Source organism: Zoogloea oleivorans, from assembly GCF_008107625.1.
Taxonomy (GTDB): Bacteria; Pseudomonadota; Gammaproteobacteria; order Burkholderiales; family Rhodocyclaceae; genus Zoogloea; species Zoogloea oleivorans.
Genome location: NZ_SDKK01000022.1, coordinates 36,508 through 53,296, shown reverse-complemented (window position 1 = coordinate 53,296; position 16,789 = coordinate 36,508). Strand labels below are relative to the sequence as shown.

The following is a 16,789-nucleotide window of genomic DNA, read 5'->3' as shown; positions in this document are numbered from 1 at the left end:
GCCCCCACCGCCAGCCCGAAGGCTCCGACCATGCGTTTCGCCCCCCGCGTTTCCCTGCTCGTCGCCCTCGGGCTGGCCGGCTGCGGCAACAAGCCCGCCCCCACAGCCGCCGACAAGCCTGCCGGCCCGCCGGCCAGCATCATCACCACCGCCAGCGCGCAGAGCATCGCACTGGACGTCACCGAAGACACCCTCGGCACCCTAGAAGCCCTGATCGACCCGAAAATCGGCGCCGAAGTGGCCGGCCGCGTCACCCGGGTGCTTGCCCACACCGGCGATCACGTGAAAAAGGGCCAGCTTCTCGCCGAACTGGATGCCACCGACCAGCACATCCAGACCCGCGCCGACAGTGCCGAGATCAACCGTCTGGAAGCCTTGGCCGCGCAGGCCGAACGCTTTGCCGAGCGTCAGCAGGGCCTCGTCGCCAAGGGCTTCATCGCCCGCAACGGAGCCGAAGACAGTCTTGCCCAACGCGACGCCCTGCGCGCCCAGCTGGCCAATGCGAAGGCCCGCGGCAGCGCCACCCAGGCCAGCTTGGGGCGCACGAAGGTCGTCGCGCCGGTGGATGGCATCATCGAAACCCAGATCGTCTCGCCCGGCGATTACGTGAAGGTCGGCGACCCGCTGTTCCGCCTGATCTCCAACCGGGTCCTGCGTGCGCACCTGCCCTACCCCGAATCGGCGGCTGGACGCATCCGCGCCGGCCAGCCGGTGCGCTTCGCCCTGCCCCACGCACCGGGCAAGACGCTCAAGGGCACGGTCGAAGACGTGAAGCCCACCATCAGCGACAGCAGCCGCGCCCTGGATGTACTGGTGCGCCTCGACAACGATGGCAGCCTGCTCTCCGGCGGGACCGTCAATGGGTCCATCGTCACCGGCCACAAACCGGCCGCCGTGGTGGTGCCGGAACAAAGCGTGGTGCTGCGCCCGGCCGGCAAGGTGGTGTACGTGATCGCCGACGGCAAGGCTGGCCAGCGCATCATCGAAGCCGGCGTGAAGCGCGACGGCCGCATTGAAATCGTCAAGGGACTGACCGCCGGTGAAACGGTCGCCGAAGAGGGTGCCGGCTTTCTCACCGACGGCGCCGCCGTAGCCGTGAAGAAGCCCGCAGCCACCAAGCCATGACCCTGCCGGAACTTTCCATCAAGCGCCACGTGCTGGCGTGGATGATGAGCGCCGTACTGGTGCTGATCGGGGTCATCGGCTACCAGCGCATCGGCATGGACCGCTACCCGTACATCGAATTTCCGGTGATCTCCATCACCACCACGCTGAAGGGCGCCAACCCGGACATCGTCGATTCGAGCATCACCAACGTCATCGAATCGGCGGTGAACAGCGTGCCGGGCATCGAGCACGTACAGTCCAGCTCCTCGCCCGGGGTGTCGACGGTGAATATCACCTTCGTCCTCGAAAAGAAGGTGGACGTGGCCTTCAACGAGGTCCAGTCGAAGGTGAACCAGGTGCTCCGGCGCCTGCCCAAGGACGTGGACCCGCCGGTGGTCGCCAAGGTGGAAACCAACGCCCAGCCCATCATGTGGCTGGCCCTGCAGGGCGACCGAACCCAGCAGCAGCTCAACCAGTACGCCATCAACGTCCTCAAGAAGCGCCTCGAGACCATTGACGGCGTCGGCGAGGTACGCCTGGGCGGACGCCGTGACCGCACCATCCGGGTCAATCTGCGACCCGACCGCATGGCGGCTCACAACGTCACCGCCCAGGACATCACCGACGCCTTCGCCAAGGAGCACGTGCAGCTGGCCGGTGGCTTCGTGGTCGGCCAGACCACCGAAAGCCTGGTCAAGCTCGACCTGGAATTCCATCAGGTCGAACAGCTCCAGGGCCTGATCGTCGCCTTCCGCGACACCGCGCCGGTCCGCCTCGGCGACGTCGCCGAGATCGAGGACGGCCTCACCGACAACCGCCAGCTGGCGCGCTTCAATGGCAAGACCACGGTCGGCCTCGGCATGGTCAAAATCGCCAATGCCAACACCGTGTCCATCGTCGAACGCATTCAGGCCCGCCTCGACAAGGACCTGCGCCCCGCCCTGCCGCCGGGCATGACCCTGTCGGTGGTCTCCAACGACGCCGTCTTCATCATGGAGATCGTCGACTCGCTCAAGGAGCACCTGATCGAGGGCACCCTGCTGGCGGCGCTGGTGGTGTGGTTCTTCCTGCGTTCGGTGCGCTCGACGCTGATCATCGCGCTGGCCATCCCGGTGTCGCTGATGGGCGCCATCGCGGTGATCTACTTCTTCGGCTTCACCCTCAATTCGCTCACCCTGCTGGCCCTGCTACTGCTCATCGGGGTGGTGGTGGACGACGCCATCGTGGTGCTGGAAAACATCTACCGGCACCGGGAAGAACTCGACCCGGACCCGGTGTCGGCGGCCATCAACGGCAGCAACGAGGTGGTATTTGCGGTCATGGCGGCAACTCTCTCGCTGGTCTGCATCTTTGCGCCGGTGGCCTTCATCTCGGGGATCATCGGCCAGTTTTTCCGCAGCTTCGCGCTGGTGGTGACCTTCGGGGTGCTGGTGTCGCTGTTCGTGTCCCTCACGCTGACGCCCATGCTGTGCGCCCGCTACCTCAAGGTCGACAAGCAGCACGGCCCCGTCTACAAGGCTTTCGACCGCTTCTTCGCGGGCATGGACGCCCTGTACGTGCGCCTGCTCGACGGCGCCCTGACCCACCGCCTGTGGGTGCTGTTGCTGACCCTGGCGGTGGTGGCATCGAGTGCATTCTTCTTCACCCAGGTCGGCAAGGCCTTCGCGCCGGAGCAGGACGAAGGGCGCTTCCTGGTATCCGTGCGCACGCCGCTGGGTTCCAGCATCGACTACACCGACAGCAAGCTGCGGGAAGTGGAAGCCATCCTCAACGGCCACGAATCGATTCGCACCGAATTCGCGCTGATCGGCCTCGGCACCGCCGGGCAGGTGAACCAGGGTACGGTGGTGGTGCGTATGGCCCCGCGGGAGGAACGCAGCATCAGGCAGCAGGACATCATTCCGCTGCTGCGCAAGGAGTTCAGCCAGATTGCCGGCGCGCGGGTTTTTGCGGCGCCCTATCCGATGGTGCAGGGCCAGCGCGGCGAGCCGCTGCAGTTCGTGCTCACCGGCGAGAACCTGCAGGAACTGGGCAAGCATGCGCTCGCCCTGCAGCGCAAGCTGTCGGTGGCGCCGGGCATCGGCCGCATGGACACCGACCTGCAGCTCGACCTGCCGCAACTGGTCTTCGCCCCCGATCGCCTGCGCATCGCCAACGCCGGCCTGACCACCCAGGACGTGGCCCTCGCCATCAACATGCTCACCGGCGGCGTCGACATCGCCAAGTACAACGACGAACCCGGCGACGGCCAGCGCTACGACATCCGCGTCAAGGCCAAGGAAGGCAGCTTCACCCAGCCCGCCGACCTGGCGAAGATCTTCCTGCGCAACAAGACCGGCCAGCTGGTGCGCCTCGACAGCGTCGCCGGCTTCAGGGAAACCCTTGGCCCGGCCATCGTCGGGCGCTTCGACCTGCAGTACGCCGCCACTTTCTTCGCCTCGCCGACCCTGCCTCTGGGCGAGGCGGTGGCGCTGGTCAAGCAGACTGCCGCGGAAATGCTGCCCACCGGCTACCAGGTCAAGCTGATCGGCCAGGCCGAGGAGTTCGGCAAGACCATGAGTTACATGGTGTTCACCTTTGCACTGGCCATGACCCTGCTCTACATGGTGCTGGCCAGCCAGTTCAACAGCTTCGTGCAGCCCTTCATCGTGATGCTGGCCCAGCCGCTGGCCATCGTCGGCGGCGTGGCAGCCCTGTGGGCAACCGGGCAGACGCTCAACATTTATTCGATGATCGGGCTGGTGCTGCTGATCGGCCTGGTGGCGAAGAACTCCATCCTGCTGGTGGACCTCACCAACCAGCGCCGCACCGAAGGCCTGCGGGTGGATGCGGCCCTGCGCAATGCCTGTCCGATCCGGATGCGCCCGGTGCTGATGACGTCGATGACGGTGATCCTCGCCCTCGCCCCGGCAGCACTGGGTTTTGGCGCCGGCAACGAAACCAATCAGCCGCTGGCCATCGCGGTGATCGGCGGCATGATCAGTTCGACCCTGCTGACGCTGGTGGTGGTGCCGGCGGTGTATTCGCTGGTGGAAGGCTGGCGCGAGCGGCGCCAGGCGGGGGTCAAGCCAGCGGCGTGACGGTGGCGCCGGCCGTTGGCGCGTCGAGCCAGCGAACCAGGATGCGGTAGGTGTCCAGATCGAAGGCACGGGCCGGCGGGGCCGCCAGCAATTGCGCCAGCGCGGCGTCGTCGGGCACGCTGCCGAGCAGGCACCAGCGATCAAAAACGTGAATCTCGCTGCGCCCGGTACCGGCGTGATGTTCGCGGATCGTCACCGGGCCGTCCCACGGCCAACGCTTGAGGCGCAGGCTTTCCAGCACCTTGAGCAAACGCGCATCGTGCTCGGCCAGATCTTCCTTGCCGGCGCACACCCCCGCACAACGCTTCATGTGGTGAGCCTGGCAGGCGCCTTCGCCCCACGGCTCGATGCCGATCCGGCGCGGGCACAGCTTGTACAGGGCAGCCAACTGACGCAGCGTGTTGTCGGCTTCCTTCTTGCTGCGGAAAGAACCATAAACACCAGCCCACTCGGCCGGGTCGCCGCCATCGAGGGCCTGACGGAGCAGTACCGGGCCGCGCTTGCGCACCGGGTCATAACGGAAGCCGAAAACCGCCTCCGACGCACCCGGGTGACGATTTCCGACGGGCTTGAGGGTCTTCACCAGGCTTGACTCGAGCAGCGTCGCGCCAAGTTCTCCAGCGGTCACCTGCCAATCCACCCGCCGCACCTGCTGGGTGATTTTGGCTTCCTTGCCGTTGCGGTGCTCGGTCGAGAAATAACCCATCACCCGCGAGCGCAGACTGACGCTCTTGCCGATCAGGATCGGCTGATCGTGCTCGTCGTAGAAGAGATAGACGCCGGGGCCTTCCGGCAGCCCTTCGAGCACGCCCTCCGGCAAACCGGCCGGGCGGCTCGGCGCCTTCATGGCCTTGACGATGGCCATGTCGAGAACGTCCCGCTCGAACTTGTCGGTAACGATCTGCGCAAACTGGAGCAACGCCTCGGTATCGCCCATGGCCCGGTGACGGGCCGTGCAGGTGAGTCCGTGGCGCTCGATCAGTGCATCGAGACCATGACGGTGATGCTGGGGAAACAGCGCGCGGGACAGCTTGACGGTGCACATCACCGGCGCATCGAAATCCTGGCCGAGGCGCTGGAATTCGTTCTTGATGAAACCGTAGTCGAAGCGCGCGTTGTGGGCGACGAAGATGCAGCCCGCAAAAAGGGCGCGGACCCGGTCAGCCAGCTCGGCAAAGACCGGGGCGTCAACGACCATCTCGTCGGTGATGCCGACCAGCGCCTGGATATTGGCTGGAATCGGCATGCCTGGATTGACCAGGCTGGACCAGCGCTCGACGAGCTCGCCGTTCTCGACCCGCAAGACCGCTATTTCGGTGATCCGGTCCACCACCGGGTTGGCACCGGTGGTTTCGACATCAATAAAGGCGAGTTTCGGGGCGAGCAAACCGACGATTAGCTTTCAGTCGAGTAGGGGTAAGCCTTGTTGGGCACCTTGCCTTCGTCGTACTGACGCTGGGTTTCCAGCGTCTGGGGGCGGTCCCACCACAGGGCGCGGCCCTTCTTTTGCTCCTCGAGTTCCTCGGGGTGCTTCGCCATCCATTCGCGCATGAACTTGGTGTGATCGGATTCGTAGATTGCCATGTGTTTTCTCCCCTTTAAGCGGCGTGGATTCTAGCAGCGTCAGCTGCCCTTTTGATCGCCCTTCAGGCGGTTGATGCGGACCACCTCCGGGATGTTGCGCATCCCGCGGATGACCTTGGCCAGATGCAGGCGATGGGTGACCTGAACGGTGATGTAGATCGTTGAATACGTGCCCTGCTCGCCATCGGTGCTGACGTTCTGGATGTTGCAGTCCTGCTCGGAGATGGCGTTGGCCACCTTGGCGAGCACGCCGCGCACATTGAGCGTGAGCAGACGCAGGGTGACGTCGAAGAGGCGATCGGTGGAGGCTTCCCACTCCACGTCGATCCAGCGATCGCGCTCGCTGCGCAGCTTGCGGGCCTGCGGGCAGTCGTGCATATGCACTTCGAGGCCCTGGCCCTTGCGGATGATGCCGACGATCGGGTCGCCCGGAATCGGCCGGCAGCAGCGTGCCAGCTGGACAGCCACGCCTTCGGTGCCGCGGATCAGGATTGCCCCGGCCGGCTTGGGCTTGACCACGTCGGCGCGGCCGGACTCTACATCCTGAATCTCCGCCAGACGCCGCGCGACAATGGCCGGCAGGCGTCGCCCAAGGCCGATGTCGGTCATCAGCTCCTTGCGGTTGGGCAGCGTGAATTCCTTGAGGAAGCGGTCCCAGGCAAACATGCTCACCTGGCCGAGGGTCAGGCCGTGCAGGCGCAGGGCCTGGTTGAGGAGGCGCTCGCCAAGGGTCGACGCTTCTTCCTGCTGGGCGTTCTTGAGGAAGTGACGAATCTGCGCCCGCGCCTTGCCGGTACGCACGTAACTCAGCCAGGCCGGATTGGGGCTGGCGTGAGCGGCGGTGATGATCTCGATCTGGTCGCCGTTGTGCAGCTCGGTGCGCAGGGGCATCAACTCGGCGTTGATGCGGCCGGCCACGCAACGGTTGCCCACGTCGGTATGCACGGCGTAGGCGAAGTCCACCACCGTGGCGCCGCGCGGCAGGGCAAAGATCTTGCCCTTGGGCGTGAAGGCATACACCTCGCCCGGAAAGAGATCGACCTTGACGTGCTCGAGGAATTCGCTCGAATCCCCCGAGGTGGATTGCAGCTCGAGCAGGGACTGCAGCCAGCTGTGCGTCTTGTGCTGCAGCTCGGTGAGGGTTTTCTCGTCTTCCTTGTACAACCAGTGCGACGCCACACCGCTCTCGGCGATGTGATTCATCTCGTGGGTACGGATCTGCACCTCGACTGGCGTACCGAACGGCCCGATCAGCGTGGTGTGCAGGGACTGGTAGCCGTTGCCCTTCGGAATCGCAATGTAATCCTTGAACTTGCCCGGCACCGGCTTGTAGAGCGCATGCAGCGCACCGAGCGCCCGGTAGCAGGTCTGGACATCGGGCACGATGACGCGAAAACCGTAGATGTCGAGCACCTGCGAGAAGCTCAGGCGCTTCTCGGCCATCTTGCGATAGATGCTGTAGAGGTGCTTCTCGCGGCCGCGCACCTCGGCATCGATACCCCACTGGGGCAGACGCTCCTCGATGGCGGCGAGGATCTTGCTGACCACTTCGCGCCGGTTGCCGCGGGCCGCCAGAATGGCCTTGGACAACACGCTGTAACGCATCGGATAACGATGCTTGAAAGCCAGCTCCTGCATCTCGCGGTACAGGCTGTTGAGGCCAAGCCGGTTGGCGATGGGAGCGTGGATTTCCTGGGTTTCGCGGGCAATCCGGCGCCGCTTGTCGGGGCGTACGCAGTCGAGCGTGCGCATGTTGTGCAGACGGTCGGCCAGCTTGATCAGGATCACCCGCAGATCGCTGGCCATGGCCAGCAGCATCTTGCGGAAGTTTTCGGCCTGGGCCTCTTCCTGCGACTGGAACTCGATCTTGTCGAGCTTCGACACCCCATCCACCAGTTCCGCCGTGGTGCGCCCGAAGCGCTCGGCGATCTCGGACTTGGTGATGTGGGTGTCCTCCATCACATCATGGAGGAGGGCCGCGCACAGGGCCTGGGAGTCCAGATGCCAGCCGGCGAGAATCTCGGCTACGGCAACCGGATGGGAAATGTAGGGGTCGCCACTGATCCGCAACTGCCCGCTGTGGGCGTCGGCGGCAAAATGGTAGGCGGTTTCGATCCGGCCTACGTCCTCGGGGCGAAGGTAAGTCCCGACCAGCGTGCGCAGCCGGCTGAAATCAAGCGGCAACACGCAGGATTCGGGGGGCTGGAAAACGCCGCTACCACTGACGGGGACGGGAGCGGCGGATTCCATGGCATCACTCTCTGGCAGACGGCGCTCAGGCCTGACCGCGGTTGAGGATTTCGGCACCGACTTTACCGGCGGCGATTTCGCGCAGGGCGATTACGCAGGGCTTGTCCTTGTCGTGACGGTCGAGGTCCACCTGCGGGGTGGCGCCGGACGTCAGTTGACGAGCACGGTAGGTAGCCGCCAGGGTGAGCTGGAAGCGGTTGGGGATGCGTTTCAGACAGTCGTCAACGGTAATACGGGCCATGGATCAATCCTGTTCCAGATAATGGAAAAACTCCGGCTTGCGCGCCTCTTGGTTGGCGTAGCGCAGCCGGGATGCCCGCACAACAGCCACCAGATCTTCGAGGGCTGCGGGCAATTCTTCATTGATTATAACGTAGTCGAACTCGGCCACATGGCGCATCTCGCCACGGGCGCCAAGTACCCGGCGGGCAATCACGTCCTCGCTGTCGGTACCGCGGCCACGCAGGCGACGCTCCAGCTCCTCCAGCGAGGGCGGCATGATGAACACCCCGACGGCCTTCGGAAACACCTTGCGGACCTGCTGCGCGCCCTGCCAGTCGATCTCCAGGAGGATGTCCTTGCCCGCGGTGATCTGCTGTTCCAGCCAGACTTTCGAGGTTCCGTAGTAGTTGTTATGGACCTCGGCCCACTCCAGGAATTCCCCCTTGTCGCGCAGGGCACGGAAGGTGGGCACATCCACGAAATGGTAGTGCTGCCCATCCACCTCTCCGGCGCGCGGCGCCCGGGTGGTGTAGGAAACAGACAAGCGGACCAGCGGATCGCGCTCCAGCAGGCCGCTGACCATGGTGGTCTTGCCGGCACCGGAGGGCGCGGTAACGATGAACAGGGTGCCAGGCATGGGCGCTCCTTACTCGATGTTTTGCACTTGCTCACGCATCTGTTCGATGGCGAGCTTGAGTTCCACGGCGATGGCCGTCATGTCGGCAGCCATCGCCTTCGACCCGAGGGTGTTGGCCTCCCGGTTGAGTTCCTGCATCAGGAAGTCAAGGCGCTTGCCAGACGCACCGCCCACCTTGAGGATGCGCTCCACCTCGTCCAGGTGGGTGCTGAGGCGCGACAACTCCTCGGCCACATCGACACGCTGGGCAAACAGACCGACTTCCAGGCGGATGCGGTCGTCATCGAGTGTGGCCGCGGCATCGCGCAGACGGGTGGCGAGCTTTTCCTGATATTCGGCAACCAGGGCCGGCACGCGCGGCTGGACGGTAGCGACCAGTTCACGCATGCGGGCAATGCGGCCACGAATCATCTCGGCCAGTTTTTCGCCTTCACGGCGCCGGGTGGCGATCAGTTCATCCAGCGCGGCGGCGATGGTGGCGGCAATTTCCGGCTGCAGGGCCTCGAAAGTGACGCTGTCATCGGCGAGAATGCCTGGCCAGCGCAGCACTTCGGCGACGGACAAGGGCGTGGCCTGGGGCAGCTCGGCCTGAATGAAAGCCTGGGCGGCCTTCAGTTGGCCAAGCAGCATGCCGTTAATGGCCAAGTCCCGAGGTGCGCTATCCTTCGCCTGGAGATTGAAACGACATTCGACCTTGCCGCGCTTGAGCTTGCCGGTGATCGCTTCGCGCAACATGGGCTCGGCCTGACGCAGATCGTCATTGATGCGGAAGGCGAGATCGAGATAGCGGGAATTGACGCTCCGCAGTTCGAGGTGCAAAGCGACACTGCCCAGGTCACGTGCCTGGACGGCGTAGCCCGTCATGCTGTTGATCATCCTGTTTTTCCCGAGATAGCGCGGCAATCCGAAGCTAAACTAGCAACCCCGAACGCCACAAAAGACGAAGTGTAGCGCCCCGCCTGATGGCCACTCAACAGAACTGCGCCCTCCCGTCCGGATTTCAGCTCGATCACTATCGTGTCGAGCGACAACTCTCCCTGGGCGGCTTCTCCATCGTTTACCTGGCCTACGACCAGGACGGAACGCCGGTAGCCATCAAGGAATACCTGCCGAACTCCCTTGCCCTGCGCGCGCCGGGAGAGGTGACGCCGCACGTCACCGAAGCCCACCAGGGCGCCTTCCGCTATGGCATGAAGTGCTTTTTCGAGGAAGGCCGGGCCCTGGCCAAGCTGGTGCACCCCAACGTGGTGCGCGTGCTCAACTTCTTCCGCGCCAACGGCACCGTTTACATGGTGATGCAGTTCGAACGGGGCCGCACCCTCCACGATTACGTCCAGAAGAACAAGGGCAACATTCGCGAGCGCTTCATCCGCGGCGTGTTCACCCGCATGCTCAACGGCCTGCGCGAAGTCCACGCCCACAAGCTGCTGCACCTCGACATCAAGCCGTCCAATATTTACCTGCGCGCCGACGGCACCCCGGTGCTGCTCGATTTTGGTGCCGCCCGGCAAACCCTGATGTCCGACACGCCGATCCTCAAACCCATGTACACCCCGGGTTTCGCCTCGCCGGAGCAATTCACCAGCCGGGACGCCCTCGGCCCGTGGAGCGACATCTACAGCGTCGGCGCCAGCATGTATGCCTGCCTGGCCGGCACCTCGCCGCAACGCTCCGACGAACGTCTCAAGCACGACACGGTCATACCGGCCAGCAAGGCCTGGGCGGGCCAGCATTCGCCGCACTTTCTGGCCACCATCGACTGGTGTCTGCAGCTCGACCCGCTGAAACGGCCCCAGAGTTGCTTTGCGTTGCAGAAGGTCCTGGCCCAGCGTCACCGCGAAGCGCCGCCCCAACAGAAGACCTGGCTTGAAGGGCTGGGCTCCCGACTAAAAATAATGATAGGCCGTTCATGAGATTCACGATTTTCCAGGAAAGTCGCATCGGCAAGCGTCGCACCAACCAGGACCGCGTCGCCTACTCCTACACCCGGGATGCCTTGCTGCTGGTGCTGGCCGACGGCATGGGCGGCCACCTGTACGGCGAAATCGCGGCGCAGATATCGGTGCAGTTCATCGCCCAGTCCTTCCAGCAGGAAGCCCGTCCGAAGGTCACCGATCCGGTGCTGTTCCTGTCGCGGGTGCTCAGCAACGCCCACCACGCGATTCTCGACTACGCCTTCGACAAGCACCTGTCCGACATTCCGCGCACCACTATCGTCGCCTGCCTGGTGCAGGACGGCGTGGCCCACTGGGCACATGCGGGCGACTCACGGCTCTACCTCATCCGCAAGGGCAAGCTGCTGACCCAGACCCGCGACCACTCCCGCGTTCAGTTGATGCTCGACCAGGGCCTGCTCGACGCCGAAAGCGCCGCTGTACACCCGGGACGCAACCGCATTTTCAGTTGCCTGGGCGGCAGTCACCCACCGCAGATCGAATTCTCGCGCGGCGTACAACTCATCAACGGCGACGTCGTCGCCATCTGCTCCGACGGCGTCTGGGGCCCGCTCGATACCGACACACTGGTGCACACCCTCGCCGACGGCCGGGTGATGGAGTCCGTCCCCCGGCTCATGGACGAAGCCGAGCTGCTCGGTGGCAACCAGTGCGACAACATGACGCTGATCGCCATGACCTGGCACGACGATCATCAGGAAGACCTGGCCGACACCGTGTCCACCCGCACCATGCCCGCTGACGCCTTCACCACCCAGATGGAAGGCTTCGGGCGCGGCAAGCGCGACCAGGAAGATCTCAGCGAAGACGAAATCGAACGCGCCATCCGCGAAATCAACGCCGCCATCCACAAGTTCAAATGAGGTTTTGCCCTGCGGCGGCCCGGAGAAAAGCAACTCAATTGCCCGACATCCAGTAACCACCCAGGAAGGTCGGGCTATACTAATTGGTACTAATTAACACCTAAATTAGTACCAATTATGAAAATACCCGCGGCACCGCCAGACCCTGCATCCCTGCTCGCCCAGTTGCGGCCGGACGATCTGGCCCGCCTGTTCTCCCTGTCGGCCCCGGCCACCCGTGGCCGCTATCTGCACTGGGACGAACTCCGGCACCGGCCGCCACCAGCAGGCGTCACCCTCGAAGAATGGTGGCTATCCCTGTGGCTGAACCGGGCACCCCTGCTCAAGGCCCTGCCCTTGCAGGACAAGCAGGGCGCGGCATTCAGGCTGGCGACACCCGAACCGGTCTTGATTCACCTGCATCACATCGACCGGGATGCTGCCGGCCAGATCCGAGCCCCCGTGGGTGCTCCGATCCATGAAAACCGGGAGCGCTACCTGCTCCACTCCCTGATCGAAGAAGCCATCACCTCCAGCCAGCTCGAGGGTGCCTCGACAACCCGCCGCGTCGCCGAGGCCATGCTGCGGGAAGGTCGGCGTCCGCGGGATCGCAGCGAAGCGATGATCTTCAACAACTACACGACAATGGCCCACATCCGGGCCCTGCGGAACGAACCGATCACCCCGGAGCGGATTCTCGAACTCCACCGGATGCTGACGGCCAACACGCTCGACGATCCGGCCGACGCCGGCCGCCTGCGACAAAGCGACGACGTCAAAGTCGTCGACAGCCGGGACGGTTCTGTTCTGCACGACCCTCCCGGCTGGGCCGAACTCCCGGCCCGCCTGGAACGGCTGTGCGCGTTTGCCAATGCCGACGAGAGCACCGAACCCTTCGTTCATCCTGTCGTCCGGGCCATTCTGCTGCACTTCATGATCGGCTACGACCATCCCTTCGTGGATGGCAACGGGCGTACCGCCCGCGCCCTGTTTTACTGGGCGATGGCGCGCAGCGGCTACTGGCTGATGGAATTCCTGTCCATCTCCCAGTTCCTCCGGCAAGCCCCCCGCCAATACGTACAGGCCTACCTGCACACCGAAACGGACAACGGCGACTCCACCTACTTCGTCCTGCATCAGTTGGCCACCATTCGTCGGGCCATTGAAGCCCTGTACGAGTACCTGGCCCGCAAGGCCGACGAACAGCGCGACGCCGAACGCCTGCTGGCCAACTCACCCGCCCTGCGCGGGCGCCTCAACCATCGGCAGATCACCTTGCTCAACCATGCACTGCGCAATCCGGGTGAGGAATACCGGGTCGGCCCCCATCAACAGCGCCACGGCGTGGTCTATCAAACGGCCAGGACCGACCTGATGGACCTCGAATCGCTGGGCTTTCTGGAAAAATTCAAGCAGGGGCAAGCCTTCGTGTACTACGCCCCGGGAGATCTGCGCACGCGCATCAAGCAGGCCGCGAAAGGGTGAAGCGCTGGCAAACTGCCCGTCGGGCTGCCCGGAAAGAGGCATCTCGCTACAATAGCGGCCAATCGCCAAACCCCTTGCCGGCACTCACGCGCCGGCCAACAATTCCACGCACCCACTCTCATGACTGCCACCCCTGACACTTTCAGCCGCCCGAGCGGCCGCACGCCCGCCAGCCTCCGCCCGATCCGCATCACCCGCGGCTTCACCCGCCACGCCGAAGGTTCGGTGCTCATCGAGTTCGGCGACAGCCGCGTGCTGTGCACCGCCAGCGTCGAAGAAAGCGTGCCGCCCTTCCTGCGCGGCAAGGGCCAGGGCTGGCTGACTGCCGAATACGGCATGCTGCCCCGCGCCACCCACACCCGCAGCGCCCGCGAAGCCGCCAAAGGCAAGCAAAGCGGCCGCACCCAGGAAATCCAGCGCCTGATCGGCCGCAGCCTGCGCGCCGTGGTCGACATGAGCGCCCTCGGCGAACGCCAGATCACCATCGACTGCGATGTGCTGCAAGCCGACGGCGGCACCCGCACCGCCGCCATCACCGGCGCCTGCGTCGCCGTTCATGACGCCCTCGAAGGCCTCGTCAAGGCCGGCAAACTGCCTGCCAACCCGATGCGCGACTTCGTCGCCGCCATTTCGGTGGGCATCTACAAGGGCATCCCGGTCCTCGACCTGGATTACCCGGAAGATTCCGACTGCGACACCGACATGAACGTGGTGATGACCGGCGCCGGCGGCTTCGTCGAAGTGCAGGGCACCGCCGAAGGCACGCCTTTCTCCCGTACCGAACTCGACAGCCTGCTGGAACTCGCCGCCAGCGGCGTGGCCCAACTCGTTGTCGAACAGAAAAAGGCGCTCGGCCTCACCGCCTGAGCATCACCAAGGAAACGGCGCCATGAAACAACTCGTCCTCGCCAGCGGCAACGCCGGCAAGCTGAAGGAACTCTCCGCCCTGCTCGCCCCGCTGGGCATCGAAGTGCTGCCGCAATCGGCCTTCAACGTCACCGAGGCCGAGGAGCCGCATCCCAGCTTCATCGAAAACGCCATCGCCAAGGCCCGTCACGCCTCGCGCAGCACCGGCCTGCCGGCCCTCGCCGACGACTCCGGGCTGTGCGTCGACGCCCTTGGCGGCGCACCGGGCGTGATCTCGGCGCGCTTTGCCGGCGAACCCAGGTCCGACGCACGCAACAACGCGCTGTTGCTTGAAAAACTGGCCGGCCAGGCCGACCGCCGGGCGCGCTTTTACTGCGCGCTGGCCCTCGTCCGCCATGCCGACGACCCGCAACCGCTGATCGCCTGCGGCGAGTGGCACGGCCAAATCCTCGGGGCCCCGCGCGGCACCGCCGGCTTCGGCTACGACCCGCTGTTCCTCGTCAGCGAACTGGAACAAACCGCCGCCGAAATCGCCCCTGACCTGAAAAACGTGCTGTCCCACCGGGGCTCCGCCTTCCGGCAACTGCTCGACAAACTGCGTGCAGAAACTGCCTGACATGCCCGAACCACGGATCATTCCGATCACCCCCAAAGCCAGCCCGAAACCCGTCACCGAAGGCAGCCGCTGGACGCCGACGCTGACGGCCTCGCCGCCCCTGTCGCTCTACGTGCATTACCCGTGGTGCGTCAAGAAGTGTCCCTACTGCGACTTCAACTCCCACGCCGTGCGGGATGAAGGCATCCCCGAAGCGGCCTACATCGAAACGCTGGTTGCCGATCTGGAAAGCGCCCTGCCGCAGATATGGGGACGACGCGTACACAGCATCTTCATCGGCGGTGGCACGCCGAGCCTGATGAGCCCGGACGGGCTGGACGAACTCCTCACGGCGATCCGCATGCGGGTGCAACTCGACCCGCTGGCCGAAATCACCCTCGAAGCCAATCCGGGCACCGTGGACTCGGGCCGCTTCAGGGCCTTCCGGCAGGCCGGCGTCAATCGCCTGTCGGTGGGAATCCAGAGCTTCAACGAAGCGCACCTGCAGGCCCTCGGACGCATCCACGGCCGCACCGACGCCATCGCCGCGGCCGAAGCCGCGCTGACGCATTTCGAAGCGGTCAACCTGGATCTGATGTACGCCCTGCCCGGCCAGAGCCTCGCCGAAGCGGAAGCCGATCTGGTCACCGCCCTCGCCCTCGGCCCCCAGCATTTGTCGTGCTACCACCTGACACTGGAGCCCAACACGGCCTTCGCCGCCAACCCGCCGGAAGTCCCCGACCCCGACGCCTCCGCCGACATGCAGGATCTCGTCGAGTCGCGGCTTGGCGCGGCCGGCTACGGCCACTATGAGACCTCGGCCTTCGCCAAGCCAAACCGGGAATGCCGCCACAACCTCAACTACTGGACCTTCGGTGATTACCTGGGTATCGGCGCCGGCGCCCACGGCAAGCTGTCATCGCACGAAGGCATTCTGCGCGAAGCCCGTCCCAAGCATCCGGCGGCCTACCTGGCTGCTCGCCAAACAGGCGAGTTCGCCCAGGAGCGGCGCTGGATCGGCGCGGAAGAACTGCCTTTCGAGTTCATGATGAACGCCCTGCGCCTCAACCAGGGCTTCCCGCGCCGGCTGTTTGCCGAACGCACCGGACTACCCTTCGAGGCCGCCGAAGGGGCTTTGCTGAAGGCCATGAAGCAGGGCTTCATCGAAGTGGATGGCGAAACCCTGCGCCCCACAGTCCGGGGGCGTCACTTCCTGAATGAATTGCTGATGCTGTTTCTGGCGGCCTGAGTCTCAGCCCGCAAAAACCAGCAATTCACGGATCGCCTCGGGAACAACAGCGGCTTCTTCACGGCCAGCAGACAGTTGCCGGGTCAGGGAGTAGGCCGAAAGAATCAGCCGGTTACGCAGTGTTCTGCGCAGATTGAGGACCACTGCACTGCGCAGGGCACCGTTGGCAAACTGACGCTTGACCTCGCAATCGCCGGGGCGAAAATCCACGTAGCGATTACTGGGGTCGGCAAACAGGCGGCGGATGGCCTGCAGATGCACGATGGCCCCCGCCGACCACTGGCGAAAGTCTTCACGCTCACCGGCACACACGTACAGCAGGGTGTCCCCCTGCGACTGCAGGCCCAGGCACGCAATCGGCGCGCCATCGGCAAAAAGAACAAAGCCAACCAGTCCGCCCAGATCCTTCGCCCGGACGACATCAACCTGGCCGGCATCCCCGCACAACGCTCGGGAGAGCTCGGCAAACTCGGCAAGCTGCGCGGCACTCCGGTACTCCCGCAGATCGAGGGCACCACCAAACTGTGCTGCAAACCGGGCCTCGTCCCGCGCGAAGGACTCCCGGGTCTTGGCCGAGTAGCGGTTTTCGAGGAAACCATCGTACCCCCCCGCCAGGGACAGGTAATGCCATGTATCGCGGGCCAGCACGTAGGCAACACGATCATCATAGAGCGTATGGGTGCGCCAGCCGGGGTCGGGAACCTTGCACAGCAGGCAACCATCGACACCCGCCGGCACGAACAGGTCGGAAGAGTCATCGCTGCGCCCCCCGGCAAGCGCGTCCGGGAGCGAAACTTCCCGCACGGCAAGGTGCAGGTTCACCGAAAAAAGGTGCTTGCCGCGAAACACAAAGGGCAGGGAGAAAAGGCGTTCGGGGAGGGAACTCATGATCAGCTTTCGAAGAATTCGAGGTGCG

General features: G+C 64.7%; 15 protein-coding genes. 8 read left to right on the top strand and 7 right to left on the bottom strand.

The features are described from left to right. Positions 1 to 30 precede the first annotated feature (30 nt). Complete coding sequence (locus ETQ85_RS19745; RefSeq protein ID WP_148580800.1) at positions 31 to 1,125, top strand: efflux RND transporter periplasmic adaptor subunit; 1,095 nt, start codon at positions 31 to 33, stop codon at positions 1,123 to 1,125. After that, positions 1,122 to 4,187, top strand: coding sequence for an efflux RND transporter permease subunit (locus ETQ85_RS19740; RefSeq protein WP_148580799.1), 3,066 nt, complete (start codon positions 1,122 to 1,124; stop codon positions 4,185 to 4,187). The genes ETQ85_RS19745 and ETQ85_RS19740 overlap by 4 nt, the downstream gene beginning before the upstream one ends. Here the strand turns inward: ETQ85_RS19740 and ETQ85_RS19735 are convergent. From ETQ85_RS19735 to ETQ85_RS19710, 6 genes are read right to left on the bottom strand one after another with little or no spacing between them, the layout of a single operon-like run. Then, complete coding sequence (locus ETQ85_RS19735; protein WP_148580798.1) at positions 4,171 to 5,574, bottom strand: exonuclease domain-containing protein; 1,404 nt, start codon at positions 5,572 to 5,574, stop codon at positions 4,171 to 4,173. The genes ETQ85_RS19740 and ETQ85_RS19735 overlap by 17 nt on opposite strands. An 8-nt stretch (positions 5,575 to 5,582) precedes the next feature. Beyond that, the gene (locus ETQ85_RS19730) at positions 5,583 to 5,771 is read right to left on the bottom strand and encodes a DUF3460 family protein (protein WP_148580797.1); all 189 of its coding nucleotides are present in this window, start codon (positions 5,769 to 5,771) and stop codon (positions 5,583 to 5,585) included. 39 nt (positions 5,772 to 5,810) lie between these two features. Beyond that, the gene (locus ETQ85_RS19725; RefSeq protein WP_148580796.1) at positions 5,811 to 8,021 is read right to left on the bottom strand and encodes a RelA/SpoT family protein; all 2,211 of its coding nucleotides are present in this window, start codon (positions 8,019 to 8,021) and stop codon (positions 5,811 to 5,813) included. 25 nt (positions 8,022 to 8,046) lie between these two features. Next, entirely contained in the window at positions 8,047 to 8,262 is a 216-nt protein-coding gene (gene rpoZ / locus ETQ85_RS19720; RefSeq protein WP_148580795.1) for a DNA-directed RNA polymerase subunit omega, read from the bottom strand. A gap of 3 nt (positions 8,263 to 8,265) precedes the next feature. Continuing rightward, a complete protein-coding gene (gene gmk, locus ETQ85_RS19715) occupies positions 8,266 to 8,880 on the bottom strand; it encodes a guanylate kinase (RefSeq protein ID WP_148580794.1) in 615 nt (204 codons plus the stop codon). Positions 8,881 to 8,889: 9 nt separating this feature from the next. Continuing rightward, a complete protein-coding gene (locus ETQ85_RS19710; protein ID WP_148580793.1) occupies positions 8,890 to 9,756 on the bottom strand; it encodes a YicC/YloC family endoribonuclease in 867 nt (288 codons plus the stop codon). A gap of 86 nt (positions 9,757 to 9,842) precedes the next feature. Here ETQ85_RS19710 and ETQ85_RS19705 point away from each other — a divergent pair, with 86 nt between their 5' ends. From ETQ85_RS19705 to hemW, 6 genes are all read left to right on the top strand, one after another. Beyond that, positions 9,843 to 10,793, top strand: a complete 951-nt coding sequence (locus tag ETQ85_RS19705; RefSeq protein WP_148580792.1) for a serine/threonine protein kinase — start codon at positions 9,843 to 9,845, stop codon at positions 10,791 to 10,793. Next, positions 10,790 to 11,698 (top strand): PP2C family protein-serine/threonine phosphatase, encoded by a 909-nt coding sequence (locus ETQ85_RS19700; RefSeq protein WP_148580791.1) that lies wholly within the window; start codon positions 10,790 to 10,792, stop codon positions 11,696 to 11,698. Before ETQ85_RS19705 ends, ETQ85_RS19700 begins: the two co-directional genes overlap by 4 nt. A 117-nt stretch (positions 11,699 to 11,815) precedes the next feature. Continuing rightward, positions 11,816 to 13,162 carry a Fic family protein gene (locus tag ETQ85_RS19695; RefSeq protein ID WP_148580790.1) on the top strand — a complete coding sequence of 449 codons (1,347 nt, stop codon included), beginning with the start codon at positions 11,816 to 11,818 and terminating at the stop codon, positions 13,160 to 13,162. A 120-nt stretch (positions 13,163 to 13,282) separates the two neighbouring features. Further along, on the top strand, positions 13,283 to 14,029 hold the full coding sequence (gene rph, locus ETQ85_RS19690; protein WP_148580789.1) for a ribonuclease PH: 747 nt from the start codon (positions 13,283 to 13,285) through the stop codon (positions 14,027 to 14,029). Positions 14,030 to 14,051: 22 nt separating this feature from the next. After that, positions 14,052 to 14,645 carry an RdgB/HAM1 family non-canonical purine NTP pyrophosphatase gene (gene rdgB / locus ETQ85_RS19685; RefSeq protein ID WP_148580788.1) on the top strand — a complete coding sequence of 198 codons (594 nt, stop codon included), beginning with the start codon at positions 14,052 to 14,054 and terminating at the stop codon, positions 14,643 to 14,645. Position 14,646: 1 nt separating this feature from the next. Next, entirely contained in the window at positions 14,647 to 15,873 is a 1,227-nt protein-coding gene (gene hemW, locus ETQ85_RS19680) for a radical SAM family heme chaperone HemW (RefSeq protein ID WP_148580787.1), read from the top strand. 3 nt (positions 15,874 to 15,876) lie between these two features. On the opposite strand, the gene ETQ85_RS19675 is transcribed toward hemW, so the two are convergent. Next, the gene (locus tag ETQ85_RS19675; RefSeq protein WP_148580786.1) at positions 15,877 to 16,761 is read right to left on the bottom strand and encodes a GNAT family N-acetyltransferase; all 885 of its coding nucleotides are present in this window, start codon (positions 16,759 to 16,761) and stop codon (positions 15,877 to 15,879) included. Positions 16,762 to 16,789: the final 28 nt, after the last annotated feature.